This is a genomic window from Flavobacterium rhizosphaerae (genome assembly GCF_046000445.1).
Taxonomy (GTDB): domain Bacteria; phylum Bacteroidota; class Bacteroidia; order Flavobacteriales; family Flavobacteriaceae; genus Flavobacterium; species Flavobacterium rhizosphaerae.
The window spans coordinates 1-25,133 of sequence record NZ_JBELPZ010000022.1; the positions used below are offsets into that span (position 1 = coordinate 1).

Annotated in this window: 36 protein-coding genes; all 36 read right to left on the bottom strand. The window is 38.8% G+C overall.

The features are described 5' to 3' along the window. Positions 1 to 102: 102 nt before the first annotated feature. Positions 103 to 1,989, bottom strand: a complete 1,887-nt coding sequence (locus ABS766_RS15250) for a T9SS type A sorting domain-containing protein (protein WP_408086059.1) — start codon at positions 1,987 to 1,989, stop codon at positions 103 to 105. A 99-nt stretch (positions 1,990 to 2,088) separates the two neighbouring features. Further along, positions 2,089 to 2,850, bottom strand: a complete 762-nt coding sequence (locus tag ABS766_RS15255) for a LytR/AlgR family response regulator transcription factor (RefSeq protein ID WP_408086060.1) — start codon at positions 2,848 to 2,850, stop codon at positions 2,089 to 2,091. Beyond that, entirely contained in the window at positions 2,847 to 4,730 is a 1,884-nt protein-coding gene (locus ABS766_RS15260; RefSeq protein ID WP_408086061.1) for a tetratricopeptide repeat-containing sensor histidine kinase, read from the bottom strand. The genes ABS766_RS15255 and ABS766_RS15260 overlap by 4 nt, the downstream gene beginning before the upstream one ends. Before the next feature lie 235 nt (positions 4,731 to 4,965). Beyond that, positions 4,966 to 7,221 carry a DUF7619 domain-containing protein gene (locus tag ABS766_RS15265; RefSeq protein WP_408086062.1) on the bottom strand — a complete coding sequence of 752 codons (2,256 nt, stop codon included), beginning with the start codon at positions 7,219 to 7,221 and terminating at the stop codon, positions 4,966 to 4,968. Positions 7,222 to 7,348: 127 nt separating this feature from the next. Continuing rightward, on the bottom strand, positions 7,349 to 8,644 hold the full coding sequence (gene eno, locus ABS766_RS15270) for a phosphopyruvate hydratase (protein WP_408086063.1): 1,296 nt from the start codon (positions 8,642 to 8,644) through the stop codon (positions 7,349 to 7,351). A 27-nt stretch (positions 8,645 to 8,671) separates the two neighbouring features. Then, entirely contained in the window at positions 8,672 to 9,787 is a 1,116-nt protein-coding gene (carA, locus tag ABS766_RS15275) for a glutamine-hydrolyzing carbamoyl-phosphate synthase small subunit (protein ID WP_408086064.1), read from the bottom strand. 173 nt (positions 9,788 to 9,960) lie between these two features. Then, positions 9,961 to 10,464 (bottom strand): 50S ribosomal protein L17, encoded by a 504-nt coding sequence (gene rplQ, locus ABS766_RS15280; RefSeq protein ID WP_408086065.1) that lies wholly within the window; start codon positions 10,462 to 10,464, stop codon positions 9,961 to 9,963. A gap of 42 nt (positions 10,465 to 10,506) precedes the next feature. Beyond that, a complete protein-coding gene (locus ABS766_RS15285) occupies positions 10,507 to 11,499 on the bottom strand; it encodes a DNA-directed RNA polymerase subunit alpha (protein WP_408086121.1) in 993 nt (330 codons plus the stop codon). Between the two features lie 21 nt (positions 11,500 to 11,520). Next, a complete protein-coding gene (rpsD, locus tag ABS766_RS15290; RefSeq protein WP_408086066.1) occupies positions 11,521 to 12,126 on the bottom strand; it encodes a 30S ribosomal protein S4 in 606 nt (201 codons plus the stop codon). Between the two features lie 94 nt (positions 12,127 to 12,220). Further along, positions 12,221 to 12,604, bottom strand: a complete 384-nt coding sequence (gene rpsK / locus ABS766_RS15295) for a 30S ribosomal protein S11 (RefSeq protein ID WP_408086067.1) — start codon at positions 12,602 to 12,604, stop codon at positions 12,221 to 12,223. A 14-nt stretch (positions 12,605 to 12,618) separates the two neighbouring features. Then, positions 12,619 to 12,993 (bottom strand): 30S ribosomal protein S13, encoded by a 375-nt coding sequence (gene rpsM / locus ABS766_RS15300; RefSeq protein WP_408086068.1) that lies wholly within the window; start codon positions 12,991 to 12,993, stop codon positions 12,619 to 12,621. A gap of 2 nt (positions 12,994 to 12,995) precedes the next feature. Continuing rightward, positions 12,996 to 13,112 (bottom strand): type B 50S ribosomal protein L36, encoded by a 117-nt coding sequence (ykgO, locus tag ABS766_RS15305; protein ID WP_013305171.1) that lies wholly within the window; start codon positions 13,110 to 13,112, stop codon positions 12,996 to 12,998. 10 nt (positions 13,113 to 13,122) lie between these two features. After that, positions 13,123 to 13,338 (bottom strand): translation initiation factor IF-1, encoded by a 216-nt coding sequence (gene infA, locus ABS766_RS15310; protein ID WP_408086069.1) that lies wholly within the window; start codon positions 13,336 to 13,338, stop codon positions 13,123 to 13,125. 8 nt (positions 13,339 to 13,346) lie between these two features. Further along, positions 13,347 to 14,690, bottom strand: a complete 1,344-nt coding sequence (secY, locus tag ABS766_RS15315; RefSeq protein WP_408086070.1) for a preprotein translocase subunit SecY — start codon at positions 14,688 to 14,690, stop codon at positions 13,347 to 13,349. Positions 14,691 to 14,702: 12 nt separating this feature from the next. Continuing rightward, positions 14,703 to 15,155 carry a 50S ribosomal protein L15 gene (gene rplO / locus ABS766_RS15320; RefSeq protein ID WP_408086071.1) on the bottom strand — a complete coding sequence of 151 codons (453 nt, stop codon included), beginning with the start codon at positions 15,153 to 15,155 and terminating at the stop codon, positions 14,703 to 14,705. A 12-nt stretch (positions 15,156 to 15,167) separates the two neighbouring features. Beyond that, positions 15,168 to 15,350: a 50S ribosomal protein L30 gene (gene rpmD, locus ABS766_RS15325; RefSeq protein ID WP_408086072.1), complete on the bottom strand. Its 183-nt coding sequence runs from the start codon at positions 15,348 to 15,350 to the stop codon at positions 15,168 to 15,170. A 15-nt stretch (positions 15,351 to 15,365) separates the two neighbouring features. Then, a complete protein-coding gene (rpsE, locus tag ABS766_RS15330; RefSeq protein ID WP_408086073.1) occupies positions 15,366 to 15,890 on the bottom strand; it encodes a 30S ribosomal protein S5 in 525 nt (174 codons plus the stop codon). Between the two features lie 6 nt (positions 15,891 to 15,896). Continuing rightward, positions 15,897 to 16,247: a 50S ribosomal protein L18 gene (gene rplR, locus ABS766_RS15335; protein WP_408086074.1), complete on the bottom strand. Its 351-nt coding sequence runs from the start codon at positions 16,245 to 16,247 to the stop codon at positions 15,897 to 15,899. An 11-nt stretch (positions 16,248 to 16,258) separates the two neighbouring features. Further along, on the bottom strand, positions 16,259 to 16,801 hold the full coding sequence (gene rplF / locus ABS766_RS15340; RefSeq protein WP_408086075.1) for a 50S ribosomal protein L6: 543 nt from the start codon (positions 16,799 to 16,801) through the stop codon (positions 16,259 to 16,261). A 19-nt stretch (positions 16,802 to 16,820) separates the two neighbouring features. Beyond that, positions 16,821 to 17,219: a 30S ribosomal protein S8 gene (gene rpsH / locus ABS766_RS15345; protein ID WP_408086076.1), complete on the bottom strand. Its 399-nt coding sequence runs from the start codon at positions 17,217 to 17,219 to the stop codon at positions 16,821 to 16,823. A 21-nt stretch (positions 17,220 to 17,240) separates the two neighbouring features. Then, positions 17,241 to 17,510, bottom strand: a complete 270-nt coding sequence (gene rpsN, locus ABS766_RS15350; RefSeq protein ID WP_408086077.1) for a 30S ribosomal protein S14 — start codon at positions 17,508 to 17,510, stop codon at positions 17,241 to 17,243. 3 nt (positions 17,511 to 17,513) lie between these two features. Then, entirely contained in the window at positions 17,514 to 18,065 is a 552-nt protein-coding gene (rplE, locus tag ABS766_RS15355; protein WP_408086078.1) for a 50S ribosomal protein L5, read from the bottom strand. Positions 18,066 to 18,067: 2 nt separating this feature from the next. Further along, on the bottom strand, positions 18,068 to 18,382 hold the full coding sequence (gene rplX, locus ABS766_RS15360) for a 50S ribosomal protein L24 (RefSeq protein WP_408086079.1): 315 nt from the start codon (positions 18,380 to 18,382) through the stop codon (positions 18,068 to 18,070). An 11-nt stretch (positions 18,383 to 18,393) separates the two neighbouring features. After that, positions 18,394 to 18,762 carry a 50S ribosomal protein L14 gene (rplN, locus tag ABS766_RS15365; RefSeq protein ID WP_116787132.1) on the bottom strand — a complete coding sequence of 123 codons (369 nt, stop codon included), beginning with the start codon at positions 18,760 to 18,762 and terminating at the stop codon, positions 18,394 to 18,396. Positions 18,763 to 18,764: 2 nt separating this feature from the next. Continuing rightward, on the bottom strand, positions 18,765 to 19,022 hold the full coding sequence (gene rpsQ / locus ABS766_RS15370) for a 30S ribosomal protein S17 (RefSeq protein WP_408086080.1): 258 nt from the start codon (positions 19,020 to 19,022) through the stop codon (positions 18,765 to 18,767). 17 nt (positions 19,023 to 19,039) lie between these two features. Beyond that, complete coding sequence (rpmC, locus tag ABS766_RS15375; protein WP_408086081.1) at positions 19,040 to 19,231, bottom strand: 50S ribosomal protein L29; 192 nt, start codon at positions 19,229 to 19,231, stop codon at positions 19,040 to 19,042. A gap of 10 nt (positions 19,232 to 19,241) precedes the next feature. Next, the gene (gene rplP, locus ABS766_RS15380; protein ID WP_408086082.1) at positions 19,242 to 19,661 is read right to left on the bottom strand and encodes a 50S ribosomal protein L16; all 420 of its coding nucleotides are present in this window, start codon (positions 19,659 to 19,661) and stop codon (positions 19,242 to 19,244) included. Between the two features lie 20 nt (positions 19,662 to 19,681). Continuing rightward, positions 19,682 to 20,416 (bottom strand): 30S ribosomal protein S3, encoded by a 735-nt coding sequence (gene rpsC / locus ABS766_RS15385; RefSeq protein WP_408086083.1) that lies wholly within the window; start codon positions 20,414 to 20,416, stop codon positions 19,682 to 19,684. 11 nt (positions 20,417 to 20,427) lie between these two features. After that, the gene (gene rplV / locus ABS766_RS15390) at positions 20,428 to 20,841 is read right to left on the bottom strand and encodes a 50S ribosomal protein L22 (RefSeq protein WP_408086084.1); all 414 of its coding nucleotides are present in this window, start codon (positions 20,839 to 20,841) and stop codon (positions 20,428 to 20,430) included. 5 nt (positions 20,842 to 20,846) lie between these two features. Then, on the bottom strand, positions 20,847 to 21,125 hold the full coding sequence (rpsS, locus tag ABS766_RS15395; protein ID WP_408086085.1) for a 30S ribosomal protein S19: 279 nt from the start codon (positions 21,123 to 21,125) through the stop codon (positions 20,847 to 20,849). 11 nt (positions 21,126 to 21,136) lie between these two features. Next, a complete protein-coding gene (gene rplB / locus ABS766_RS15400) occupies positions 21,137 to 21,961 on the bottom strand; it encodes a 50S ribosomal protein L2 (protein WP_408086086.1) in 825 nt (274 codons plus the stop codon). Positions 21,962 to 21,968: 7 nt separating this feature from the next. After that, entirely contained in the window at positions 21,969 to 22,259 is a 291-nt protein-coding gene (gene rplW / locus ABS766_RS15405) for a 50S ribosomal protein L23 (protein ID WP_408086087.1), read from the bottom strand. Between the two features lie 7 nt (positions 22,260 to 22,266). Further along, the gene (gene rplD, locus ABS766_RS15410; protein WP_408086088.1) at positions 22,267 to 22,896 is read right to left on the bottom strand and encodes a 50S ribosomal protein L4; all 630 of its coding nucleotides are present in this window, start codon (positions 22,894 to 22,896) and stop codon (positions 22,267 to 22,269) included. Continuing rightward, entirely contained in the window at positions 22,896 to 23,513 is a 618-nt protein-coding gene (rplC, locus tag ABS766_RS15415; protein WP_408086089.1) for a 50S ribosomal protein L3, read from the bottom strand. Before rplC ends, rplD begins: the two co-directional genes overlap by 1 nt. A 221-nt stretch (positions 23,514 to 23,734) precedes the next feature. Then, a complete protein-coding gene (locus ABS766_RS15420) occupies positions 23,735 to 24,673 on the bottom strand; it encodes a hypothetical protein (protein ID WP_408086090.1) in 939 nt (312 codons plus the stop codon). A gap of 147 nt (positions 24,674 to 24,820) precedes the next feature. Continuing rightward, on the bottom strand, positions 24,821 to 25,126 hold the full coding sequence (rpsJ, locus tag ABS766_RS15425) for a 30S ribosomal protein S10 (RefSeq protein ID WP_020213633.1): 306 nt from the start codon (positions 25,124 to 25,126) through the stop codon (positions 24,821 to 24,823). Positions 25,127 to 25,133 lie beyond the last annotated feature (7 nt).

A 25,133-nucleotide genomic window follows, 5' to 3' on the forward strand; every position in this document is an offset into this window, starting at 1 on the left:
ATACATATAAATCAGTAAATAAAGAGAAATCAGAATTGATTATAAAAAAAAGGAGCTGTCCCTTTTGAGACAGCCCCCTTTCTAAAAAATAATTCAAAACCTTTATTTCTTCATAATTTTTGAAATACTTGCACCATTATTGGTGATAATTTTAACTAGATATATTCCCTTAGGCCTTCCGGAAAGATCAAGCGATACTTCTGTACCACTTTTACTTTCGGTTTGTAATTGCCTGCCTTGTATATCATAAAGTTGTACTGATATTATATTTTCATCACTTACAATATTCACTATGCCATCAGAAGGATTCGGATATACCGCTACCCTGTTTTTGATAAAATCATCTACCCCCATAGTACCGAATGATGTTGTAGCTATATTGGTTTGTACCGGCGGGTTATAATCATAAAATATCCTGGCCTGACTGTTTACTGATGTACCGCCTAACAGACTTGGCCTTGTTTTTACTTTAAAAAGTATATTACCATGATCATCTGTAGCAAGGTTTATATTGTTAAAAATAACCTGCAAAATATTGCCCCTCATTCTGGCATTTACATTATGTGAACTGTTGAGTATTTCAACCGTATTACTATCAAACTGCGCCGGGTCTATTTCCTGTTCTATAACTATCGAGTTGGCAGTTTGCATACCCATATTTTTAAAATTTACTATATAATGAAGGTATTCGCCTATAGCTGTACCAGGTTCTGTTTCTCCTTCAATACACACAATATTATTAGCTGTTACTGCTCCCATAACTTTTTGATCCAGCTGATAGGTGTTGTCTTGTGGTGCTATATCTCCAGTTAGGTTTGCACTGGCATAAAAAGATATTACATCACCCTCATTTACGGGATAGCCATCTGTATTTGTGTGGACACCTAAAGAAATTGTGACTTCCCTGTTTTCAAAAGGCTGCAGGTTAGTAAAGTTCCAGGTATACGTTGCCATATCTCCTACCACTTGTGTATTGTCAGGAGCAGGAGTAAAACTGTTGCTATAAAAATCAAACAAAGTGTAGTCCCATGTGCATTGCACATTACCACTAACCACTTGGTTACCCTTATTTTTATACACCATTTTATAATGCGCTGTATTACCAGGCACTGCCTCTACTACCGGGGCCATAACTATTTCTATATCAGGATTAGCACCCGTTGGGGTTATGCAAAAATTTTGTGTAATTATAGTATTATCTATTACCGGGAAATTTACCGGTGCAGTAACCGGGGTTGCAGAAAAATAAACCGGCTCCTCAAACTGAGGGGTAACTGTAAAAGTACCTGTTTGCTGTGTATAAAAGTTGTAGCCGCCAAAAGGATTAGTAAAAACAGAAATATCTTCTGTACCATTATTTACAGTAACTTTAATAAAACTTTGCACCGGATCAGCACTGTCACAGCCATTGTTATCTGCATCTACTGTAAGCGTACCTGTAATAGTGTTGTAATCGCCTCCGGGTGTAAAGGAGCAATATGCATTAAGATTTATTGAACCAGGCAATGTACCCGCAAGCGCTGCTACCTGAAAATCATCTGCACATACATACTGAAGCGGTATGTTTGATGACCATGTGCCCGGAGCCAGGGTTTCATCCTGCCCGTTTTTTATAAAAAGCATTTGCAGGTTGTTAGCGGTACAATCAAGATATGTAAGGGCGGTATTGCTATTAAGGTCTAATTGTGTAAGGTTGTTATTATTGCAATTTAGAGTTTGCAGGCTGGTAAAATACTCTATACCTGTAACATCTGTTATGCCACTGCCTGAAATATCAAGCGTAAATACGGCCAGTGCCTCATCCTGCTGTATTTGGTTATCAGCATTGGCATCAACAACTATAGCATTGCCATAGTTGTTTTTTGCCACATTGTTTGATGTTGTGGCAGAGAGCAGCACGGCTTTAAAAACCGGATCGGTAAAATTAATATCCTGGGCATTTATCCCAAATGAAATTAATATGAGGAACAATAGTAACTTTTCTTTCATAACAACCTGTTTTCTTGCACTATAAACTTTCAAATATAAACAGTATACTTTACTAAAATACTTTTTATTTAGAATTTAGCGTGTTCCATTTAGAATTCGTTACAATGACTTTAACAGTTCCTGTAACCTTTCTTTTTTACGCTGTGATATAGGAAGGTGGCTGTTATCGGCCATTATAGCATAGCCCCCATCTTTTTTTATGTACGATTTAAGGTACGCCAGATTGATAAGGTGCGACTGGTGAATGCGCTCAAAACCTTCTTCCCCCAGCATATCTTCATATTCTTTCAGGGTTTTGGCTATTAGTACAGGTTTACTGTTTTTTATGTAAAATTTGGTATAATTATCCTGTGATTCCAAGCGGATAATATCGCTGACTTCAAACAGGTGTATACCATCTGAAGTAGACAGGGCAATACGTTTAAATTTATCTACTTTCTTTCGTATATTCTCCAACAGCAGGTCTATATGCGCAAAACCATCGTTGGTGGTTACAATTTTTTTAATTTTATCAAGTACTTTTTCCAGATCTTCCGGGTCAACAGGCTTTAATAAATAATCTAACGCACTAAACCGGAATGCCTTAACAGCATACTGCTCGTGTGCGGTAATAAAAACCACATGCTGGGCAATGTTGCCGTGTTTTTGGGCTAATTGCTCCAGTATATCAAAGCCGGTGCCGTCTCCTAATTGTATGTCCAGAAAAACAACATCAGGCCTATGCTGCTCTATGGCAGTAATTGCTGTTTTAACGCTATCGGCTTCACCAACTATATCTATCTCCGGAGCATAACGCGCCAAAAGGCTTTTCATGCCATTGCGCAGGTTATTATCATCGTCTATAAGTAAAGCCGTAATCATTTCTTTTTATCTATATATTGTATGGGTAAATACAGGGTTATTTTTGTACCGGTAGCCTGGCCGGAGGTATTGGTAAGCTCATCAATTTCTACATATGAAGCTTTTGAGGTATACTCCTGAATTATCTCAAGGCGTTTGCGGGTAATTTCGAGCGCCAGCGATTTATGCACTGTTACCGAGTTTTCCTTAATTTGTTTTGAGCGGTTTATGCCAATACCATTATCTGTAACAATACAAACCAGCTTATCCTCTTCAATGAGAAAATTTATAGTAATAACACCTTCATAATCATCATTCAGTTGCTTTTTAGGCACAATACCGTGCATGATGGCGTTTTCTACAAAAGGCTGTATAAGCAATGGCGGCAGCGCCACATCATCTTCTATATCAGCAGCTTTGCTAATATTAAAAGTAAACATTTTATTAAAACGCAGCTGCTCAAGCTCCAGGTAATTTTGAAGCCCTTCGATTTCCTTATCTATAGGTATAAGGGATTCTTTAGAATATTCGAGCGTTAACCGCATGAGCTTGCTGAATTTTGAGAGGTATTTTATAGCTGAATCGGTTCCGTTCTGCACAATAAATGCGGAAATAGCCCCGAGGCAGTTAAATACAAAATGCGGATTCATTTGCAGGTGTAATGCTTTCTGCTCATATTCTGCCAGGTCGCGTTGCAGGGTGAGGGTCTTTTTTAACTGCAGCCTGCTGTATACTAAAAAAGCTATACCAAAAAGAAGCAGTAACAATAACCCTGTGAATAACATTTGCAGTTTATACCTCTTAGCCTGTTCATTAAACAAGGCTTGTTTTTTTTCGGTTTCAACTTTTTGCAGTGCTGCCTTGCGTTCAAATTCATAATTCATTTCCTCGCGCACCATGCTTTTAATATTCTCGGCATTATTAATGCTTTCCCTGGCAGCAGTATAGTTTTTATAGTGGGCAAGGGCCTGTTGCGGATTGCCTGTTTTTTCATACAGGTCGCTAAGTGCTTTTTCAGACTTCATTACCTGTTTAGGAACGCCGATTTCACGGGCATAATCTGCCGATTTCTGAAAATTGGCTATGGCTTTGGTATCATTACCCTGAGAGGCATTTAACTCTCCCAGATAATATAGTGAGGACGCCGTACCATATTTTTCGCCTACCTGTTCAAAAACAGTAATAGCTTTATTAAAATACTTTTCTGCACGAAGGTTATCATCCTTTTTCAGGTAATAATTTCCGAAATTATTATATAACTCCGCAAGCCCCCTTTGGTATTCATCCTGCTTAAATAACCCTTCTGCTTCGTTAAAAGACTGTAAGGCCTTGCTGTCTTCATCACGGGCCAGGTATATTTTACCAATATTGCTTATGGTAATGGCAGCCGAAGAAAGGTCGCCTGATTTTTTATGTATCCAAAGGGCTTTATTAAAATAATCAAGCGCTTTGCCATATTCTTTTTCGGCATCATAAATGTTGCCAATATTGTTGTATACTATAGCCATTACGGCTTCCTGCCCGGTTTCCTGAAATAACTTTAATGCTTTAAAATAATATTCAAGCGCCTTGCCGTAATTATTTTGTTCTGAACACACTATACCTATACTGCCGTATATATTGGCGAGGCCTTCTTTATAATATACTTGGTTATTTTTTGTAGCTGTAGTAACCAGCTGTTCATAAATAGTTTGTGCATTGGTAAAGCACCTTAGCGCACTGGTATATTTGCTTTGAATAATATTGGCATTACCCAGGTTTTGCCAGCCCTGCGCTTCAGATTCCAACAGTTTTTCCTGTTTTGCCAGCTTGATTGCCTTTTTGGCATATTGCTCCATAAGTGGCGGGGCATTTTCATATGCAGCAGCCAGTTCATTTAGCATGTTTGCCTTTTCTAGCACTGTTTTAGCATTTTCTAACCGGTTTTTTAAACTATCTATAGCCCGGTTTTGGGCTAAGGAATGCAAACAGATAAAAAAAAGCAAAAAAGGCAACTGTTTCAAAAGCTTCATATACACCTTTTTAATAGCTGCAAATGTATTGCTTACTTTTGAAATAATGTAAAACGGTTTAGAATTTAAGCCTTATGGTTTAGAATTTGAAAAATTAAAGCCTCCCAAAAGGAGGCTTTAACAATTATTGCTTTATTATTTTATGGGATGACGTGCCCTTATCTGTAGTAACTTTTACCAGATAAACCCCGTTGGGATATGGCTGCATATTAATTTGGGCTGAAGTTGCACCGCCTTTTTCAATACTTAGCTGCCTTCCCTGTACATCAAATATGCGTACTGATGATATGGTTTGAGAGGCTTCAACAGTTACAACATTTTTTGTAGGATTTGGGTATAGCGACACATTTGCTGTAACAACATCTTTTATGTCAGCAGTAGTTTCATAAGTTGTAACTGCCTCATTTGTTACTATTGCTTCATTATAATCAAATACTATACTTGCCTGGTTCATAACCGCATCGCCTGCCTGTAAGCTAGATAGTGATTTTATCTTAAAGGTTACATTGCCGTGTGCTTCTGGTGCCAGGTTAATATCATCGAACCTGAAGGTTATTATATTGCCCTCTAAAGTTGCCGAAACAGCATCAGAGCTATTTAGCACCTGCAATGTGCTTACATCATATTTTGTTGCATCAATTTCATCTGTAACTGTTACAAACTGTGCTGCGGCAGTACCTATGTTTTCAAAATTGATGGTATAATGCAGGTACTCCCCTATTCTCTCTACTGGCTCGGTATCGCCCTGCAGGCAAATAATATTATTAGGGTCATAAGAACCAACAACTACATGCTCAAAAGTAAAAACATTATCATCAGGCGTATCATCACCTGTAACCGGATTTATAGTAGCTGTAAAAGATAATACATCATCAATATTCACGGGCGGGGTATCATTAGGTGTGTTTACAGGAAGTGATACCATTACTATTTCATAACCAAAGGGCATAAGGCTGTAATTCCAGGTTAACTCACCAGCGTTAACAGCATCAGGGGTTACAGTTGCCTGGTCAAAAGTAAGCAGGCTGTCATCAAAAGTAAACGTAAAAGTACCTGATAGTGGCTGGTTGCCCTTGTTACGGCATATAATACGGTATATAGCATCAAAACCCGGGGTAGCTGTAGACATTGGTGTAATAATTATTTCCACATCAGGATGATCGCCGTCTGCCATCAGGCAAAAATCTTCTGTAGCCACAGAACCGTCAATAGCTGTAAAATTTACCTGTGCATCAGTTGGCGAATAAGTAAACAAAGGCTGTTCAAAAACCGGTGTAACAGTAAAGCTTCCATCTTCAGTTAAAAATGAATAGTCGCCCTGATAATTTACATATTGGTACCTTGTTACTGTGCCATCGGTTAATTCAACTTTAGCGAAATAAGCTGCTCCATCATTCTCATCGCAACCATCGGCATTTAAGTCAAAGCTTATATGGCCTGTTATTGTGTTGTAAGGAATTATTGTTGATTCACAATCGGTAGTAAGGGTAATATTATCAAAGTCATCATTTTCGGCTAAAATTACCTCTTCCCCTTCATCAATACAAATAGATTCCAGCAAAGGGTTATTTACTACGTAGCACTCCTGGGGAGCTAACATTGTATCGCCATTTTTAATATTTACGGACACAAGGTTAGGATTATCATACACATGAAAATAAAACAATGCGGGGCAGTTGCTAAAATCTATATGCTCCAGTAGCGAATCGCTGATTTCTATATATTCAAGGCTTAAAAGACCTGTAAGATTTAAACTTGTTAATTCAACATTAGCTATGATGGCATACTGCAGGTTACTCAACCCGGATAAATCCAGTTCTGTTAAAGGGTTATTGCTACAGCTCAGAGTATTTATATTAGGAAAACTTTGAGCGTTAAGGCTGGTTAAAAGATTACTATCGCAATAAAAGTGCTGGACGTTAGTTAAACTGGCATAGTCTATACTTGTAATAAGATTGCCGGAAAAATTGTATGTTGTTAAATTTCCGGGAATATTTATAGTGGTTAACTGATTAACAGAACAATCAAAATACATAAGGTTTGAAAGCATTGACACATTAAGCGTTATAAGTTGGTTTTCTGAACACCTTAATGTTGTAAGGTTAGTAAAATACTGTATTCCTTCTAAAGAAGCTACATTGCTGTCAATAATATTCATTTCATATACCTGCAATGCTTCAGCTTCCTGTATTTCTCCATCATTATTGCTGTCAACCAATATAGACTGTCCGTTAACATCTTTTGTTACAGCGTAATATAACGGATATCCACCTCCCTGCAACAACTTAGCCTTAAAGTTAGCGTCTGGAATATTTATAATTTGTGCATTAGAACAAATCGTAATTAAAAATATGCTTAGGAGTAAAAATTTCTTTTTCATAAAAATGATTTTGGTTTAAAAATTATCAGCTAGCTTATAGTAATAACAATTGTAACCAAAATCACCCTACTTTAAAAATAACTGCCCGCTAAAAGCGGGCAGTTTATAGTATGTATAAAACTATGAATTAAGCTTTTACCTTAAATGCTTTTACACCCGGAAAATAAGCTACATCGCCCAGCTCTTCTTCTATACGAAGCAATTGGTTGTATTTTGCCATACGATCTGAACGTGAAGCCGAACCGGTTTTAATCTGCCCGCAGTTAAGCGCCACAGCAAGGTCTGCAATGGTTGTATCTTCAGTTTCTCCCGAACGGTGAGACATTACTGAAGTATACCCGGCATTGTGTGCCATATTTACAGCAGCAATAGTTTCGGTAAGTGTACCAATCTGGTTTACTTTTATAAGTATTGAGTTGGCAATACCATTTTCTATACCTTTAGAAAGACGCTCTACGTTGGTAACAAATAAATCATCCCCTACTAACTGTATTTTATCGCCAATTTTTTCGGTAAGCAGTTTCCAGCCTTCCCAGTCATTTTCTTCCATACCGTCTTCAATAGAAATGATAGGGTATTTTGCAGCAAGTTCAGCAAGGTATTCTACCTGCTCTGCCGATGTGCGTATTTTGGCACCTTCCCCTTCAAACTTGGTATAATCGTATTTACCGTTTACATAAAATTCTGAAGCAGCACAGTCAAGCGCAATCATTACATCATCGCCAAATTTGTACCCTGCCTTTTCAACCGCCAGTTTTATAGTGTCAAGTGCATCTTCTGTACCACCGGCAAAGTTAGGTGCAAAACCACCTTCATCTCCAACTGCGGTACTCAGGCCACGATCATGTAATACTTTTTTTAAATTATGAAATACCTCTGTACCAATTTGCATAGCGTGGGTAAAATCTTTAGCCTTAACCGGGAAAATCATAAATTCCTGAAAAGCGATGGGCGCATCAGAGTGCGATCCACCGTTTACGATGTTCATCATCGGCACAGGCAATGTGTTGCCTGATACGCCACCAACATAACGGTATAACGGCAGGCCAAGCTCATTAGCAGCCGCTTTAGCCACTGCAAGAGAAACACCTAAAATAGCATTAGCGCCAAGTTTAGATTTATTTTCTGTACCATCTAACTCAATCATGGCTTTATCTATAGCATTTTGCTCAAATACTGACATGCCAACTATGGCAGCAGCAATAGTAGTATTTACATTTTCAACAGCTTTAGATACTCCTTTACCCATATAGGCCGAACCACCATCACGAAGCTCTACAGCTTCATGCTCTCCGGTTGAAGCACCTGATGGTACTGCAGCCCTGCCTAAAATACCGTTTTCAGTAATTACATCTACTTCTACTGTAGGATTTCCGCGTGAATCCAGTATTTGTCTTGCGTGTACTTTGATAATAATGCTCATAATCGTTTTTAGGAATTGATTTTATAATTATTTTTTGTTTTTAGCTTCATTTATACCCTGTATAAACTGATCAAAAAGATACGTAGCATCATGCGGACCCGGGCTTGCCTCAGGGTGGTATTGTACTGAAAAACAGTTTTTATTTTTCATGCGCATACCTGCTACAGTGCCGTCATTTATATGTTCGTGGGTAATTTCAAAATCAGGGTTGTTTTCCAATGCCTCACGTTCTACTGCAAAACCATGGTTTTGCGAGGTGATTTCTCCCTCTCCTGTAAGTATATTTCGCACCGGGTGGTTTATCCCCCTATGCCCGTTAAACATTTTATAAGTAGGTATACCGTTAGCAAGCGCTAATACCTGATGCCCAAGGCATATACCAAATACCGGCTCATTTTCGGCCAGTATCCTGCGTGCGGTTTCCTGTGCTACTAAAAGTGGCGCCGGGTCTCCGGGGCCGTTAGATAAAAAGTAGCCATCGGGTTCAAAACTTTTAAGTTCTTCATAACCGGCATCATACGGAAACACCTTAATATAGCAATCACGGGCTGCAAGGTTTCTCAGTATATTTTTTTTAATACCAAGGTCTAATGCAGAGATTTTATATTTAGCATCTGGGTTACCAATAAAATACGGCTCTTTTGTAGATACTTTTGAAGAAAGCTCCAGGCCGTTCATATCCGGCACATTAGCCAATTGTTCTTTTAAGGTTTCAACAGGGGTGCCATCAGTACAAATTGCGGCATTCATAGCGCCGTTTTCGCGTATGTAGCTCACAAGGGCACGGGTATCTACATCAGATATGGCTACCAGATGCTGTTCTTCAAAATATTGCTTTAGCCCTTCTGTACTGTTAACCCTTGAATGATTAAAGCTAAAGTTTTTACACACAAGGCCCGATATCATTATTTTATCTGCTTCTACCTCTTCATCATTGGTTCCGTAGTTACCAATATGGGCATTAGAAGCTACCATAATCTGGCCAAAATAAGAGGGGTCTGTAAATATTTCCTGGTATCCCGTCATACCGGTATTAAAGCATACTTCACCAAAAGTGGTTCCTTCTATCCCGATAGACTTTCCGTAAAATACAGTGCCATCTGCCAAAAGAAGTAACGCTTTATTCCTGTTATGATATTTCATGTAGCTTAATTAATGTTGTGTTATTGCAAATTTACTTTAAAAAATCGTTATACAGAAACCCTGTACTATTTTTGCATTTACTGTAACCCTATAACGATTAAGGATTACAAAAAAAAAGGACAAACTAAATAGTTTATCCTTTTTTTTATATCAATAATTTAAATAATCATAAATTATTCTGTAGCTTCTTTGTTTTCGTCTGTATCAACAGCAGGTGCTTGTTCAACGGCAGGAGCCTCAGCAACCGGATCAGCCACCTTTTTGGTACGGCCACGACGGGTTGATTTTTTAGCTTCTTTTTTAGTTACGTTATAAAGCTCGTTAAAGTCTACAAATTCAATCATTGCCATATCTGCGTTGTCACCTAAACGGTTACCAAGCTTAATGATACGGGTATAACCTCCGGGGCGGTCTCCCACTTTATCAGAAACTTCCCTAAAAAGGGCAGTTACTGCATATTTATCACGAAGGTAAGAAAAAACTATACGCCTGTTGTGGGTAGTATCTTCTTTAGATTTTGTTACCAAAGGCTCGATATACTGTTTAAGTGCTTTAGCCTTAGCAACAGTAGTATTAATACGCTTATGCTCTATCAATGAGCAGGCCATATTTGCCAGCATCAGTTTCCTGTGGCCAGCCTGCCTGCCTAAATGATTTATTTTTTTTCCGTGTCTCATTGCTCTATATTATTTTCCTGACCAAAAACGGTACGGACTACTTTATTCTTTATCTAGTTTGTATTTGCTTAAATCCATACCGAAGTGCAGGTTTTTAGACGCCACAAGCTCATCAAGCTCTGTAAGCGATTTTTTACCGAAGTTACGGAACTTCATCAAGTCATTTTTATTGAACGATACCAGGTCGCCTAATGTATCAACTTCAGCCGCTTTTAAGCAATTAAGCGCCCTTACAGAAAGATCCATATCTACCAGCTTGGTTTTAAGCAGCTGCCTCATGTGAAGTGATTCTTCATCATAAGATTCTGTCTGGGCAATTTCATCGGCCTCAAGTGTAATCCTTTCATCAGAGAACAGCATAAAGTGGTGTATCAACGTTTTTGCTGCCTCAGTAAGCGCATCTTTAGGATGAATAGAACCATCGGTAATAATTTCAAAAACCAGCTTTTCATAGTCGGTTTTTTGTTCTACACGAAAGTTCTCAATGGTATATTTTACATTCTTTACAGGTGTATAAATAGAATCTGTAAATATAGTTCCTATAGCCACGTTTTGCTTTTTGTTTTCTTCAGCGGGTACATATCCACGGCCTTTTTCTATAGTAAGTTCCATGTTTATGTTTATTTTGCTGTCCATGTTACAGATTACAAGTTCCGGGTTTAACACCTGGAAACCTGAAATAAATTTCTGGAAGTCACCGGCAGTAAGCTGATCTTTGCCGCCTACAGATATAGATACCGATTCATTATCAATATCTTCTATCTGGCGTTTAAAACGCACCTGCTTAAGGTTAAGTATTATTTCTGTAACATCTTCAACAACCCCAGGTATGGTAGAAAATTCATGCTCTACACCTTCAATGCGAACTGAAGTAACTGCATACCCCTCCAGCGAAGAAAGCAAAACTCTTCTTAGTGCATTACCTACTGTTAATCCATAACCGGGCTCCAGGGGGCGGAATTCGAATTTCCCCTGAAAATCGGTAGAATCAATCATGATAACTTTATCGGGCCTTTGAAAATTAAATATTGCCATATTTTCGACTAATGTCAATTATTATTTGTTATACAACTCAACGATAAGCTGTTCTTTTATGTTTTCCGGTATTTGAATCCTGGCAGGAACGCTAACAAAAGTACCTTCCTGTGTTTCGTTGTTCCAGGTAATCCACTCATATACATGAGATGAATTTGATAAAGAATTTGTAATAATATCAAGCGATTTAGATTTTTGACGAACCGCTACTTTATCTCCGGGTTTTAAATGATATGAAGGTATATTAACCAACTCTCCATTTACAGTGATATGCCTGTGGCCAACTATTTGCCTGGCAGCCCTGCGTGAAGGTGCTATACCCATTCTGTACACTACATTATCTAGCCTTGCCTCACATAGCTGTAAAAGTACTTCGCCGGTAACGCCTTTAGTGGCAGCGGCTTTTTCATACAGGTTCCTGAATTGTTTTTCAAGGATACCGTATGAGTACTTAGCTTTTTGCTTTTCCATTAGCTGAACAGCGTACTCTGATTTTTTACCTCTCCTTTTTGACAGGCCATGTTGCCCTGGAGGGTAATTTCTTTTATCGAAGGCTTTATCGTCTCCGAAGATCGCCTCACCAAATTTACGGGCGATTTTTGTTTTTGGACCAGTATATCTTGCCATTTAAAAATAAATTATTGAACAGGGAGCCATGAATTCAGGTCTTAAATAAATCCTCCGATGACTCTTAATCCTATTCCTACGTTATACTAAAAAATTAAACTCTTCTTCTTTTTGGAGGGCGGCAGCCATTGTGTGGCATTGGCGTTACATCAATAATTTCAGTAACTTCTATACCTCCGTTGTGTAATGTCCTGATAGCAGACTCACGTCCGTTACCCGGGCCTTTTACATAAACTTTTACCTTTTTAAGGCCGGCTTCCATAGCAACTTTACTACAATCTTCTGCAGCCATCTGGGCAGCATAAGGGGTGTTTTTCTTAGAACCCCTGAAACCCATTTTACCTGCTGATGACCATGATATAACTTCACCTTTCTTGTTGGTTAAAGAAATGATTATGTTATTAAAAGTCGCATTAATATGAGCTTCACCTGTAGACTCAACTACAACTTTACGTTTTTTTGTACTCGCTTTAGCCATACTACTACTTCTTATTATTTAGTTGCTTTTTTCTTGTTAGCAACAGTTTTTCTCTTACCTTTTCTTGTTCTTGAGTTGTTTTTTGTGCGTTGGCCGCGTAGTGGTAACCCTGCCCTGTGGCGGATACCTCTATAGCAACCAATATCCATCAAACGCTTAATGTTAAGCTGTATTTCAGAACGAAGCTCACCTTCAATTTTAAAGTAAGAAACAGCATCACGGATGGCACTGATTTCGTCATCATTCCATTCCTGTACTTTTTTATCTTCGCTTACCTGTGCTTTTTCAAGTATTTGTTTAGCCCTGCTATTACCAATACCAAAAATATAGGTTAATGCAATAACACCTCTTTTGTTTTTAGGTACATCTACCCCTGCTATTCTTGCCATAATTATCCTTGCCTTTGTTTAAATCTAGGATTCTTTTTATTAATAACATATAACCTGCCTTTTCTGCGTACTATTTTGCAGTCGGCACTTCTTTTCTTAACTGACGCTCTTACTTTCATTTTATAAGCTTTAGTATCTATAAGTAATTCTTGCTTTAGACAAATCATAGGGGCTCATTTCAAGTTTTACTTTATCGCCCGGAAGCAATTTTATGTAATGCATGCGCATTTTACCTGAAATATGAGCTATTACTACGTGTCCGTTTTCTAGTTCAACACGAAACATTGCATTAGATAATGCTTCAACTATTGTCCCGTCCTGTTCTATTGCTGCTTGTTTTGCCATAAAAATTATTAAGCTACTGCTTTTCTATTTTTACCTGTTTTCATTAAACCGTCATAATGCCTGTTCAGCAGATACGAATTTATTTGCTGAATAGTATCGATTGCAACCCCAACCATAATTAATAACGATGTACCACCATAAAACAAAGCCCATTGCTGCTGTACTCCAAAGTTAGATACTACTGCCGGGAACACGGCAATAAGAGCCAGGAACAGCGAGCCCGGGAATGTAATTAATGACATAATCCTATCAAGGTAATCAGATGTTTCTACACCCGGCCTTACACCCGGTATAAAACCTCCGCTCCTTTTAAGGTCATCTGCCATTTTGTTGGTGGGCACCGTAATTGCGGTGTAAAAGTACGTAAAAATTATAATTAATAACGCAAAAACCAGATTGTAGGCTAAACCGAACACATCTTTAAACTGTGCTGTAACGGTTTTGGCCATGTCAGACTCTGAAAGTCCGGCCAGTGCAGCAGGTATAAACATAATAGCCTGTGCAAATATAATAGGCATAACCCCCGATGCATTTAGCTTTAACGGTATCCATTGCCTGTTATTACCCATAAGGTCCTGTTCAAAATCGCCCGAAGCCGTACGCCTTGCATATTGCACCGGTATTTTACGTACCGCCATAACAAGCATAATACAGGCAATAATAACTCCCAGCCATACTACTACTTCTAATAGAAGCATTAGTGGGCCACCGTTATCTTCGCTTACTTTATTGGTAAACTCCTGTATAAAGGCCTGCGGCAACCTGGCTATAATACCTACAAGGATAAGAAGGGATATACCGTTACCTATACCTTTATCAGTTATTTTTTCACCAAGCCACATTGCAAATATTGTACCACTCGATAGTATTACTACTGATGAGAACAGAAACTGGAATGAATCTGAAGGCAGCATAAATGCTTCGCGGGGAAGGGTATGATACAGGTTATAGATATAACCCGGGCCCTGTACAAGCGTAATAAGTATGGTTAGCCAGCGTGTAATCTGGTTTATCCTTCTTCTGCCGCTTTCTCCCTCGTTTTGCAGTTTTTGAAGATATGGAATGGCTATACCCATAAGCTGCACTACAATAGATGCAGATATGTAAGGCATAATACCCAATGCAAATACAGATGCCTGCGAAAACGCACCACCTGTAAATACATCTATTAGCCAACCAATACCTTCTTTTGCCTGGTTTGTTAGGGAGCCCAGCTTTGTGGCATCAATACCCGGCAATGTTACATGTGCACCAAAACGGTACACCAGTAACAAACCAAGAGTTACCAAAATTCTGTTTTTTAGTTCCTCTATCTTCCAGACATTGACAAATGCTTCGAAAAATTTCTTCATTTTAATGAATGATTATAAGCTTACAGCTTCTCCGCCTGCAGCCTCTATAGCCGCTTTAGCAGTAGCAGTAAATTTGTGAGCACTTACTTTTAGTTTTGCCTTAAGCTCTCCTCTTCCTAAAATTTTTACCTCTTCATTTTTAGTAGCCAAACGGTTTTGTACTAATACGTTAAAATCAACAGTATCGGTAATTGTGCCGTTATCTACAAGAGCCTGTAGCGTATCCAGGTTTACACCTGCATATTCCTTACGGTTTATGTTTTTAAAACCAAATTTAGGAACACGACGCTGTAATGGCATCTGGCCACCTTCGAAACCTATCTTTTTAGAGTAGCCTGAACGCGACTTGGCACCTTTATGGCCACGGGCAGCTGTACCGCCTTTGCCTGAGCCCTGGCCACGGCCTACCCTTTTATTTTGATTGTGAACTGATCCCTCAGCCGGTTGTAAGTTACTTAAATCCATTTCCTGTAATTGTTAGTTAGTTTCTTCTACAGAAACTAAGTGTTTAACTTTGTTTACCATTCCAAGGATGGCAGGAGTTGCATCGTGCTCAACAACTTGTCCCAGTTTACGAAGACCTAAAGATTCAAGTGTCCTTTTTTGTGTTTGAGGACAGTTGATCTTACTCTTTACTTGTTTTACTATTATTTTTGCCATGATTTCCCTTGTGAATTAACCTTTGAATACTTTCTCTAAAGAAACTCCCCTTTGTTTTGCAACAGTGGCAGCGCTCCTCATTTGAAGTAAAGCATCAAAAGTAGCTTTAACAACATTGTGAGGGTTTGATGAACCCTGAGATTTTGATAATACATCGTGTACACCTACAGACTCCAGTACTGAACGAACAGCACCACCGGCAATTACTCCTGTACCGTGGCTAGCAGGCATTAGCAGCACGCGGGCGCCACCAAATTTACCTTTTTGCTCATGTGGTACACTTTGGCCGTAAAGTGGTATTTTTACCAGATTCTTTTTTGCATCTTCTACAGCTTTTGCTATAGCTTCAGATACATCTTTAGATTTACCTAAACCGTGGCCTACAACACCGTTTTCATCTCCTACCACTACTATGGCAGAAAAACCGAATGCCCTACCACCTTTAGTAACTTTGGTAACACGGTTTACAGAAACCAGGCGGTCTTTAAGTTCAAGCCCGCTAGGTTTTACTATTTCTACGTTTTTATAATTATGATACATAATTTTTTAGAATTTAAGTCCGGCTTCCCTTGCGCCTTCAGCTAATGATTTAACACGTCCGTGGTAAAGGTAACCGCCCCTGTCAAAAGTAATGGTTTCTATACCGGCCTGTAATGCTTTTTCTGCGATAAGCTTACCTACTGCTGCTGCAGTTTCGGATTTGCTTCCGTTGGTAATACCTTTATCTCTAGATGAAGCAGCTGCCAGGGTAACACCATTTACATCGTCTATTATTTGGGCATAAATTTCTTTATTGCTCCTGAAAACAGAAAGGCGTGGCTGAGCTGCAGTTCCGCTTACAATCTTCCTGATCCTGAACTTAATTCTTTGTCTTCTTTCAGATTTGTTTAATGCCATGATCTTAATTTTTAAGCTGATTTACCTGCTTTTCTCCTTAATACTTCACCCACAAACTTAACTCCTTTTCCTTTGTACGGCTCTGGCTTACGGAATGAGCGGATTTTTGCCGCTACCTGGCCTAAAAGCTGTTTATCAAAAGATGAAAGTTTTATAATTGGGTTTTTACCTTTTTCACTTACGGTTTCTACCGTAACTTCTGGTACAACTTCTAAAACAATATTGTGGGAAAAACCTAAAGCTATATCAAGCTTTTGCCCTTGGTTAGAAGCCCTGTAACCTACACCTACAAGCTCAAGCTGTTTGGTAAAGCCTTCAGAAACCCCAACAATCATATTGTTTACAAGTGACCTGTAAAGGCCGTGCTTAGAACGGTCATCTTTATGGTCTGTAGCGCGCTCAACAACCACTTTGCCGTCTTCTATTTTTATAGTTACATCAGAAAATTCCTGAGTAAGCTCGCCGTTTTTTCCTTTTACCTTAACAATATTGCCATTAACTTCTACAGTTACACCGGCAGGTATTGTGATTGGGTTTTTTCCTATTCTTGACATCTCGTATAAGTCTTTTTATTTAGTATACGTAGCAGATAACCTCACCACCTACATTAAGCTGTTTTGCTTCTTTTCCCGTCATCAATCCTTTTGATGTAGAAACGATAGCAATACCAAGACCGTTAAGGATTCTTGGAAGGCTGGTAGAACCTGCGTATTTACGTAAACCCGGTTTACTGATTCTCTGGATATCTTTTATTACAGACTCTTTAGTGTCTTTATCGTACTTAAGTGCAATTTTGATGGTACCCTGTACAGAGCTGTCATCAAATTTGTAGCTTAAAATATATCCCTGGTCAAACAAAATCTTTGTGATTTCTTTTTTTAGGTTAGAAGCAGGAATTTCTACCACTTTGTGGTTAGCCCTTACTGCGTTTCTAATCCTGGTCAAAAAATCTGCGATAGGATCTGTATACATTTTTCTTCCTTTTAAACTTGATTACCAACTTGACTTTTTAACTCCTGGTATTAACCCCGAATTGGCCATTTCGCGGAATGTTACACGCGAAATACCGAACTGGCGCATATACCCCCTTGGCCTTCCGGTTAGTTTACAACGGTTGTGTAAACGTACGGGAGAAGCGTTTTTAGGTAGTTTTTGCAGACCTTCATAATCTCCGGCTTCAAGTAAAGCTTTCCTTTTTTCTGCGTATTTAGCTACCATTGCCTCTCTTTTTGCCTCACGGGCTTTCATTGATTCTTTAGCCATATCTTAATTCTTTTTAAAAGGTAATCCTAATTCTGCTAATAATGACTTTGCTTCTTTATCGGTTTGTGCCGAGGTTACAAAAGTAATATCAAAACCTGCAATTTTGTTAACCTTGTCTATATCAATTTCAGGGAAAATGATTTGCTCGGTTACACCCAGGTTATAATTACCTCTGCCATCAAAACCGGTTGCTTTGATGCCGCCAAAATCCCTAACACGTGGTAAAGCTGATGTTATAAGCCTGTCAAGGAATTCATACATCCTTTCGCCACGAAGGGTTACTTTGGCACCAATTGGCATACCCTTTCTAAGTTTGAACGATGCTACGTCTTTTTTAGATATGGTAGATACTGCCCTTTGGCCGGTTATTTTTGTTAACTCGTCTACTGCATACTCGATAAGTTTTTTATCTGATACAGCGGCACCAACACCACGGCTTAAAACGATTTTTTCAAGTTTAGGAACCTGCATTACGTTTTTATAGCCGAACTCTTCTGTAAGGGCAGAGATAACTCTGTCCTTATATTCTTGTTTTAATCTTGGTATATAAGCCATTACTATAATACTTGATTAGATTTTTTTGAAAATCTCACGTTCTTATCCCCTTCTTTCCTAACACCTGTTTTGGTAGTTTCCTTAGTTTTAAGGTCTACAAGTGCAATGTTAGAAATATGGATAGGAGCTTCTTTTTTAACGATACCCCCCTGAGGGTTTTGGGCGCTTGGTTTGGTGTGTTTACTTACCATATTTACGCCTTCTACTACCGCTTTGTTCTTGTCTCGAAGAACACGTACTACTTTACCTTCGCTACCTTTATGGTCTCCGGCAATTACTTTTACGGTGTCTCCAGATTTTATTTTCAGCTTCGTCATCTTTATAACAATTAAAGCACTTCTGGTGCTAATGATACAATTTTCATGAATTGTTTTTCACGAAGTTCCCTTGCTACAGGACCAAAAACACGTGTACCTCTCATTTCACCAGCAGCGTTTAATAACACACATGCGTTGTCATCAAACCTGATGTATGAGCCGTCTGCACGGCGTACTTCTTTTTTGGTACGTACAACAACTGCGGTAGAAACAGCACCTTTTTTAACGTTACCGTTTGGTGTTGCATCTTTTACTGCTACCACAATTTTATCTCCAACAGAGGCATAACGTCTTTTCGTTCCTCCTAAAACACGGATAGTTAAAACTTCCTTAGCTCCCGTGTTATCTGCTACTTTTAGTCTAGATTCCTGTTGTACCATAATTACTTCGCTCTTTCAATAATTTCCACTAACCTCCAACATTTGGTTTTGCTTAAAGGACGTGTTTCCATAATCCTTACTGTATCACCAATGTTACAGTCATTTTTCTCGTCGTGTGCAACAAACTTTTTAGTTTTTAACACGAACTTTCCATATAACGGGTGTTTTACTTTAGTAGTTTGGGAAACCACAATTGATTTCTCCATTTTGTTACTGGTAACAACACCTATACGTTCTTTTCTTAAGTTTCTTTTTTCCATCTTTCAGCAGACTACAATTATTGTAACTCTCTTTTGCTTAGCTCAGTGGCTACTCTCGCGATAGACCTTCTTGCGGTCCTGATCTGTAACGGATTCTCTATTGGAGAAATAGCGTGGGCTGATTTAAGGTCGGTATATGTCTTTTTCAATTCACCAAGTTTACCTTGTAACTCAGCTGTAGATAGATCTTTCATTTCAGATTGTTTCATAATAAATAAATTATGCTTCGAAATCTCTTGCAATTATAAATTTGGTCCTTACAGGCAACTTTTGAGCAGCAAGGCGCAATGCCTCTTTTGCTACGGCCAGTGGCACCCCACCTACTTCAAACATAATCCTTCCGGGTTTAACAACGGCTGCCCAATATTCTACAGCACCTTTACCTTTACCCATACGTACCTCTAGAGGTTTTTTGGTTATTGGTTTATCCGGAAATATTTTTATCCACAACTGTCCTTCCCTTTTCATAAAACGGGTTGCAGCAATACGCGCAGCCTCTATTTGACGGGAAGTGATAAAAGATGAATCTAAAGATTTTATACCAAACATACCGTTAGAAAGTTCACTCCCTCTCTGAGATATGCCCTTCATTCTACCTTTCTGTACCTTACGGTATTTTGTTCTTTTAGGCTGTAACATGTTTCTTTAGTTTAAAATAATTACTTTCTTTTGCGCTGGTTTGGCCTACCGCCGCCTGGGCGGCCTCCTTGAGATCCTGAAGATTTAGACTGTTTTTTGTCCATACCTACTAACGGAGAAAGATCTCTTTTGCCGTAAACCTCACCTTTCATGATCCATACTTTGATACCCATCCTACCATAAGTAGTGTGAGCTTCTGCCAAAGCATAGTCTATGTCTGCCCTGAAAGTTGATAGAGGTATCCTTCCTTCTTTGAACATTTCAGAACGTGCCATTTCAGCTCCGTTCAAACGACCCGAAATCATTACTTTAATACCTTCTGCATTCATGCGTATAGCAGCCGCTATTGCCATTTTTATAGCCCTTCTGTAAGAGATACGGCTTTCAATTTGGCGCGCAATGCTAGAAGCTACAAGGTAAGCATCAAGTTCTGGCCTTTTAATTTCAAAGATGTTGATTTGAACCTCTTTATCGGTAAGTTTCTTAAGTTCTTCTTTTAGCTTGTCTACCTCCTGGCCGCCTTTACCGATAATGATACCGGGGCGTGCGGTGGTGATAGTAACGGTTACAAGCTTAAGAGTTCTCTCGATGATTACCTTACTTACACTAGCTTTTGACAAACGGGCATGGATGTATTTCCTGATTTTGTGATCTTCAGCAATTTTATCGCCGTAATCATTTCCACCATACCAGTTAGAATCCCAGCCACGGATGATACCAAGGCGATTTCCTATTGGATTTGTCTTTTGTCCCATACTCTCGTTTATTAATTGCTTTGTGTGTTATTGTTTGCAGCTCCAAGCACTATTGTTACATGGTTAGAGCGTTTTCTTATCCTGTGGGCGCGGCCCTGTGGTGCAGGCCTAAGCCTTTTTAGCATCATACCGCCATCTACCCTTATTTCTTTTACAAAAAGCCCTGCTTCTTCAAGGTTCTCTTCGCTGTTTTTTTGCTGCCAGTTATTAATGGCGCTTAGTAACAGTTTTTCAAGTTTGCGAGAAGCTTCTTTAGAGCTGAATTTTAATATATTTAGGGCCATCTCTACTTTTTGTCCTCTTACAAGGTCTGCAACAATGCGCATTTTCCTTGGTGAGGTAGGGCAGTTATTCAGTTTTGCAAAAGCAACTGATTTCTTAGCCTCTTTTCTGGCCTCTGCTGTTTCTCTTTTACGAACTCCCATTGCTTTTATTTTTTACCTTTATTTTTAGCCCCTGCATGGCCCCTGAAAGACCTTGTGGGTGAAAATTCTCCTAGTTTATGACCTACCATGTTTTCTGTAACATAAACGGGTACAAATTGGCGCCCGTTGTGCACTGCTATAGTTTGTCCTACAAAATCAGGGGTAATCATAGATGCGCGTGACCATGTTTTAATCACGCCTTTATTACCCTTTTCTACGTTTTCCAGAACTTTTTTCTCTAATTTATAGTGAACGTAAGGTCCTTTTTTTAATGAACGTGCCATATCTTAACTTACTATTTCTTTCTACGTTCTACAATATACTTGTTACTCGGGTTAACTTTAGAACGAGTCCTGTAACCTTTAGCAGGAAGACCTTTTCTAGAGCGTGGGTGTCCGCCCGAAGAGCGTCCTTCACCACCACCCATCGGGTGATCTACCGGGTTCATTGCTACCGGCCTTGTTCTTGGCCTGCGGCCTAACCAGCGAGACCTACCTGCTTTACCAGAAACGATAAGCTGGTGATCTGAGTTAGAAACAGCACCAATAGTAGCCACACAGGTTAACAGGATAAGCCTTGTTTCACCTGAAGGCATTTTAATGGTAGCATATTTTCCATCCCTTGCCATTAGCTGGGCAAATGTACCTGCACTACGTGCAATTACAGCACCCTGACCCGGACGTAATTCTATGCAAGATATAACAGTTCCTAGAGGAATTTTACTTAAAGGCAGTGCATTACCAATCTCCGGAGCAGCATCTTCTCCTGAAACTACGGTTTGCCCAACCTGAAGTCCGTTTTGTGCAATAACATAAGTTTTTGTACCGTCTTCATACGTTAATAATGAAATGAACGCAGAACGGTTTGGATCGTACTCTATTGATGTTACTGTTGCAGCTACTCCTGCATTAGCACGTTTAAAATCTATAATACGATACCTTTTCTTGTGACCACCGCCAATATAACGCATGGTCATTTTTCCTTGACTATTTCTACCTCCTGAGTTTTTTTTCGGTGCTAGCAAGCTACGCTCCGGCTTATCAGTTGTAATAGTGTCAAAGCTATTTACAACTCTAAAACGCTGACCCGGGGTAATAGGTTTTAATTTTCTAACTGACATCTCTTAATTAGATATTATTATAAAAATCTATTGTTTCTCCTTCTTTCACCGATACAACCGCTTTTTTATACGCACTTGTTTTTCCGGCTATCAAGCCACTTTTGGTGTACTTAACTGTTCTATCAGCCCTGTAGTTCATTGTGTTAACATCTGTAACCGATACTCCGTAAGCCTCTTCAACAGCCTGCTTAATTTGTATCTTGTTGGCTCTTTTATCAACAACAAAACCAAAACGGTTAAAAACTTCGCCGTCTTTGGTAATTTTTTCAGTAATGATAGGCTTAATTATGATACTCATATCCCTATTATTTGCTTAAATTATCTTCAATACCTGCCAACGAACCCTCTAAAAGAACCAAATTATTTGCATTAAGTATGCTGTAAGTGTTTAATTCTGAAGAAGTTACAACGTTAGTAGCCTTCAAATTGCGTGAGGACAAATATACATTTTTATTTGCATCTCCCAACACAAATAAAGATTTTTTATTATCTAACCCTAAAGCTTTCAAAACATTAATGAAATTTTTAGTGTTTGGCACCTCAAATTCTATGTTTTCTATTACCACTAAATTTGACTCCTGAGCTTTAAGCGAAAGGGCAGATTTTCTTGCCAGGCGCTTAAGGTTTTTGTTTAGTTTAAAGCTGTAGCTTCTTGGCCTTGGCCCAAAAACTGTACCACCGCCCCTAAACAAAGGGTTTTTTATACTACCTGCACGGGCTGTACCGGTACCTTTTTGCTTTTTAAGCTTACGGGTACTACCGCTTATCTCGTTACGCTCTTTAGCTTTATGTGTACCCTGCCTTTGGTTGGCAAGATATTGCTTAACATCTAAGTATAACGCGTGCTTATTAGGCTCAATTGCGAATACTGCATCAGAAAGGGTTACCGTTCTGCCAGTTTCTTTTCCGTTGATATCTAATACTTTTACTTCCATTACTTCTGAATGATTACATAAGAGTTTTTATGTCCTGGCACAGCACCTTTTACTACAAGCAGGTTTTTGTCAGCCACAACTTTTAAAACTACAAGGTTTTGCACTGTTACATTATCGCCACCTGTACGGCCAGCCATACGCATACCCTTAAATACTCTTGAAGGATATGATGATGCACCTACCGAACCCGGCGCTCTTAAACGGTTATGCTGACCGTGTGTGGCCTGGCCAACACCGCCAAATCCGTGGCGTTTTACAACACCCTGGAAACCTTTTCCTTTACTTACACCCTGTACATCTACATACTCACCTTCGTTGAATAAATCTACAGTTAGCACATCGCCAAGATTATACTTGTCTACAAAATACTTGAATTCAACGACTTTTTTCTTGGCAACAGTACCGGCCTTTTTAAAGTGACCTTCTTCTGCCTTTACAGAATGTTTTTCTGCTTTGTCATCGAAACCAAGTTGCAACGCTTCATACCCGTCAACCTCATTGGTTCTGACTTGGGTAACTACGCATGGTCCAGCTTCGATTACTGTACACGGTATGTTTTTACCGTTTTCGTCGAAAATGCTGGTCATGCCGATTTTTTTACCAATTAACCCAGACATATTAAATTATTAAATTAATTAAAAAACATAGGGACAGCGCATACTACCCCCTTTTGAGGGCGCAAAGTTAGTCATCTTTTTATTATATGCAACATTTTACAAATAGTTTTTTGTAAGTTTTATACACATAATTGCAAGAAAGATAATATATTATGGGTTACTTAGCCTATAAGAACGGCACACAGCGCAATAAAACAATTTTGAAAATCTGTTTTACTGTATTATTTTGGCGCTGAAACATTTTCATGCTTAACAGGCAATGGTTCGGCCTTATGGGCATAAAGCACTATGGCAGGAGCCGAAAAAGTACTGTTGGCAAGCTTTACAGAAGGATTAGAAAAAGCATAATTTGTGTGCAGTAAATTTATATTAATAAGCTCTTCAGTAAGGTTTTTTGATTTCACATTATACATTTTGGCGTAATAATCTAAATTATCTGACAACTGAAAACGTAAGCGTGTACGCATCTCCGGTTCAAGCGCTGTTTTATGCCCATCTTCATCATAATAACCTAAAAGCTGTATCCATACAAAAACAGGCTTATCCGGCTCAAGGTACCAATCAGGCGGAAGGGCAACTTCAATCTTTCTGTTATCTTTTGGATTCAGGTATAAAGTATCTGTAGCATACATTACATCACCAACATTGGCATACTGGTTACCATAGTTTAGGGTGGTTTTTTTCATTTCAGAAAAATTGATTTTATACGCTGTTTTGAAGTGTACTTTTTTAACGTAGAAAACAATTTTATCGAGTTGCAAAACGTAGGGAAGCGTGTTGGTAAACACAAGGCCTTCATCAAGATCTTCTGAAAGGTTGGAGTATATTCTTTTTACAAACCGGTTGGTTTCGCCAAGGGTTATGCTTTTATCTTGTTTAGCACCAACTACTACTTCATCAAGATAAAAGATTCTTTTTTTAAGATAAATTACAGAATCTATGTTCTTGCGCAACAGCCCAAGAGTTTCATAATCTACACGGGAAAATGTAATAGAGTCATACAACAAGCCCTGGCTGATTTCTGTTGGCCGGTCTGATAGTGTTACGCCATTAAAAACCTCTCCCCTGTCTTTATAGAGCGTATAATTTACATCTTCTATAAATTCATCGGTATCCTGATCTATAGTAATAAATACCTGCCCAAAAGAGAGATTGCTCACACAAAAAAACAGTAGTAAATACCTAAACATATATTATACTGATTGGATTTGCAATATAGCATATTAGAAAACTATTTATACAAAACGCTGCAATTTGTAACAAAAAAGCCCCGGTAGTACCGGGGCTCATCTATATAGGTGATATTATCACACTTTTATCTCTACTTCTACACCACTTGGAAGCTCTAATTTCATTAGGGCATCAATGGTTTTAGAAGATGAACTGTAAATATCAAGAAGCCTTTTGTATGAGCTTACTTCAAACTGTTCCCTTGATTTTTTGTTTACGTGCGGAGAACGCAGTACGGTAAAAATCTTTTTGTGGGTAGGCAATGGAATTGGCCCGGTTACCACAGCTCCTGTACTCTTAACAGTTTTAACGATTTTCTCGGCAGATTTATCTACCAGGCTGTGATCGTATGATTTTAGTTTTATTCTGATTTTCTGACTCATTTTCTTG

Bases quoted from the DNA above. Each gene is read 5' to 3' on its own strand.
- ABS766_RS15250 (WP_408086059.1), bottom strand. From the start codon at position 1,989: ATGAAAGAAAAGTTACTATTGTTCCTCATATTAATTTCATTTGGGATA.
- ABS766_RS15255 (WP_408086060.1), bottom strand. From the start codon at position 2,850: ATGATTACGGCTTTACTTATAGACGATGATAATAACCTGCGCAATGGC.
- ABS766_RS15265 (WP_408086062.1), bottom strand. From the start codon at position 7,221: ATGAAAAAGAAATTTTTACTCCTAAGCATATTTTTAATTACGATTTGT.
- eno (WP_408086063.1), bottom strand. From the start codon at position 8,644: ATGAGCATTATTATCAAAGTACACGCAAGACAAATACTGGATTCACGC.
- carA (WP_408086064.1), bottom strand. From the start codon at position 9,787: ATGAAATATCATAACAGGAATAAAGCGTTACTTCTTTTGGCAGATGGC.
- rplQ (WP_408086065.1), bottom strand. From the start codon at position 10,464: ATGAGACACGGAAAAAAAATAAATCATTTAGGCAGGCAGGCTGGCCAC.
- ABS766_RS15285 (WP_408086121.1), bottom strand. From the start codon at position 11,499: ATGGCAATATTTAATTTTCAAAGGCCCGATAAAGTTATCATGATTGAT.
- rpsD (WP_408086066.1), bottom strand. From the start codon at position 12,126: ATGGCAAGATATACTGGTCCAAAAACAAAAATCGCCCGTAAATTTGGT.
- rpsK (WP_408086067.1), bottom strand. From the start codon at position 12,604: ATGGCTAAAGCGAGTACAAAAAAACGTAAAGTTGTAGTTGAGTCTACA.
- rpsM (WP_408086068.1), bottom strand. From the start codon at position 12,993: ATGGCAAGAATAGCAGGGGTAGATGTACCTAAAAACAAAAGAGGTGTT.
- ykgO (WP_013305171.1), bottom strand. From the start codon at position 13,112: ATGAAAGTAAGAGCGTCAGTTAAGAAAAGAAGTGCCGACTGCAAAATA.
- infA (WP_408086069.1), bottom strand. From the start codon at position 13,338: ATGGCAAAACAAGCAGCAATAGAACAGGACGGGACAATAGTTGAAGCA.
- secY (WP_408086070.1), bottom strand. From the start codon at position 14,690: ATGAAGAAATTTTTCGAAGCATTTGTCAATGTCTGGAAGATAGAGGAA.
- rplO (WP_408086071.1), bottom strand. From the start codon at position 15,155: ATGGATTTAAGTAACTTACAACCGGCTGAGGGATCAGTTCACAATCAA.
- rpmD (WP_408086072.1), bottom strand. From the start codon at position 15,350: ATGGCAAAAATAATAGTAAAACAAGTAAAGAGTAAGATCAACTGTCCT.
- rpsE (WP_408086073.1), bottom strand. From the start codon at position 15,890: ATGTATCATAATTATAAAAACGTAGAAATAGTAAAACCTAGCGGGCTT.
- rplR (WP_408086074.1), bottom strand. From the start codon at position 16,247: ATGGCATTAAACAAATCTGAAAGAAGACAAAGAATTAAGTTCAGGATC.
- rplF (WP_408086075.1), bottom strand. From the start codon at position 16,801: ATGTCAAGAATAGGAAAAAACCCAATCACAATACCTGCCGGTGTAACT.
- rpsH (WP_408086076.1), bottom strand. From the start codon at position 17,219: ATGTATACAGATCCTATCGCAGATTTTTTGACCAGGATTAGAAACGCA.
- rpsN (WP_408086077.1), bottom strand. From the start codon at position 17,510: ATGGCTAAAGAATCAATGAAAGCCCGTGAGGCAAAAAGAGAGGCAATG.
- rplE (WP_408086078.1), bottom strand. From the start codon at position 18,065: ATGGCTTATATACCAAGATTAAAACAAGAATATAAGGACAGAGTTATC.
- rplX (WP_408086079.1), bottom strand. From the start codon at position 18,382: ATGACGAAGCTGAAAATAAAATCTGGAGACACCGTAAAAGTAATTGCC.
- rplN (WP_116787132.1), bottom strand. From the start codon at position 18,762: ATGGTACAACAGGAATCTAGACTAAAAGTAGCAGATAACACGGGAGCT.
- rpsQ (WP_408086080.1), bottom strand. From the start codon at position 19,022: ATGGAAAAAAGAAACTTAAGAAAAGAACGTATAGGTGTTGTTACCAGT.
- rpmC (WP_408086081.1), bottom strand. From the start codon at position 19,231: ATGAAACAATCTGAAATGAAAGATCTATCTACAGCTGAGTTACAAGGT.
- rplP (WP_408086082.1), bottom strand. From the start codon at position 19,661: ATGTTACAGCCTAAAAGAACAAAATACCGTAAGGTACAGAAAGGTAGA.
- rpsC (WP_408086083.1), bottom strand. From the start codon at position 20,416: ATGGGACAAAAGACAAATCCAATAGGAAATCGCCTTGGTATCATCCGT.
- rplV (WP_408086084.1), bottom strand. From the start codon at position 20,841: ATGGGAGTTCGTAAAAGAGAAACAGCAGAGGCCAGAAAAGAGGCTAAG.
- rpsS (WP_408086085.1), bottom strand. From the start codon at position 21,125: ATGGCACGTTCATTAAAAAAAGGACCTTACGTTCACTATAAATTAGAG.
- rplB (WP_408086086.1), bottom strand. From the start codon at position 21,961: ATGTCAGTTAGAAAATTAAAACCTATTACCCCGGGTCAGCGTTTTAGA.
- rplW (WP_408086087.1), bottom strand. From the start codon at position 22,259: ATGAGTATCATAATTAAGCCTATCATTACTGAAAAAATTACCAAAGAC.
- rplD (WP_408086088.1), bottom strand. From the start codon at position 22,896: ATGGAAGTAAAAGTATTAGATATCAACGGAAAAGAAACTGGCAGAACG.
- rplC (WP_408086089.1), bottom strand. From the start codon at position 23,513: ATGTCTGGGTTAATTGGTAAAAAAATCGGCATGACCAGCATTTTCGAC.
- rpsJ (WP_020213633.1), bottom strand. From the start codon at position 25,126: ATGAGTCAGAAAATCAGAATAAAACTAAAATCATACGATCACAGCCTG.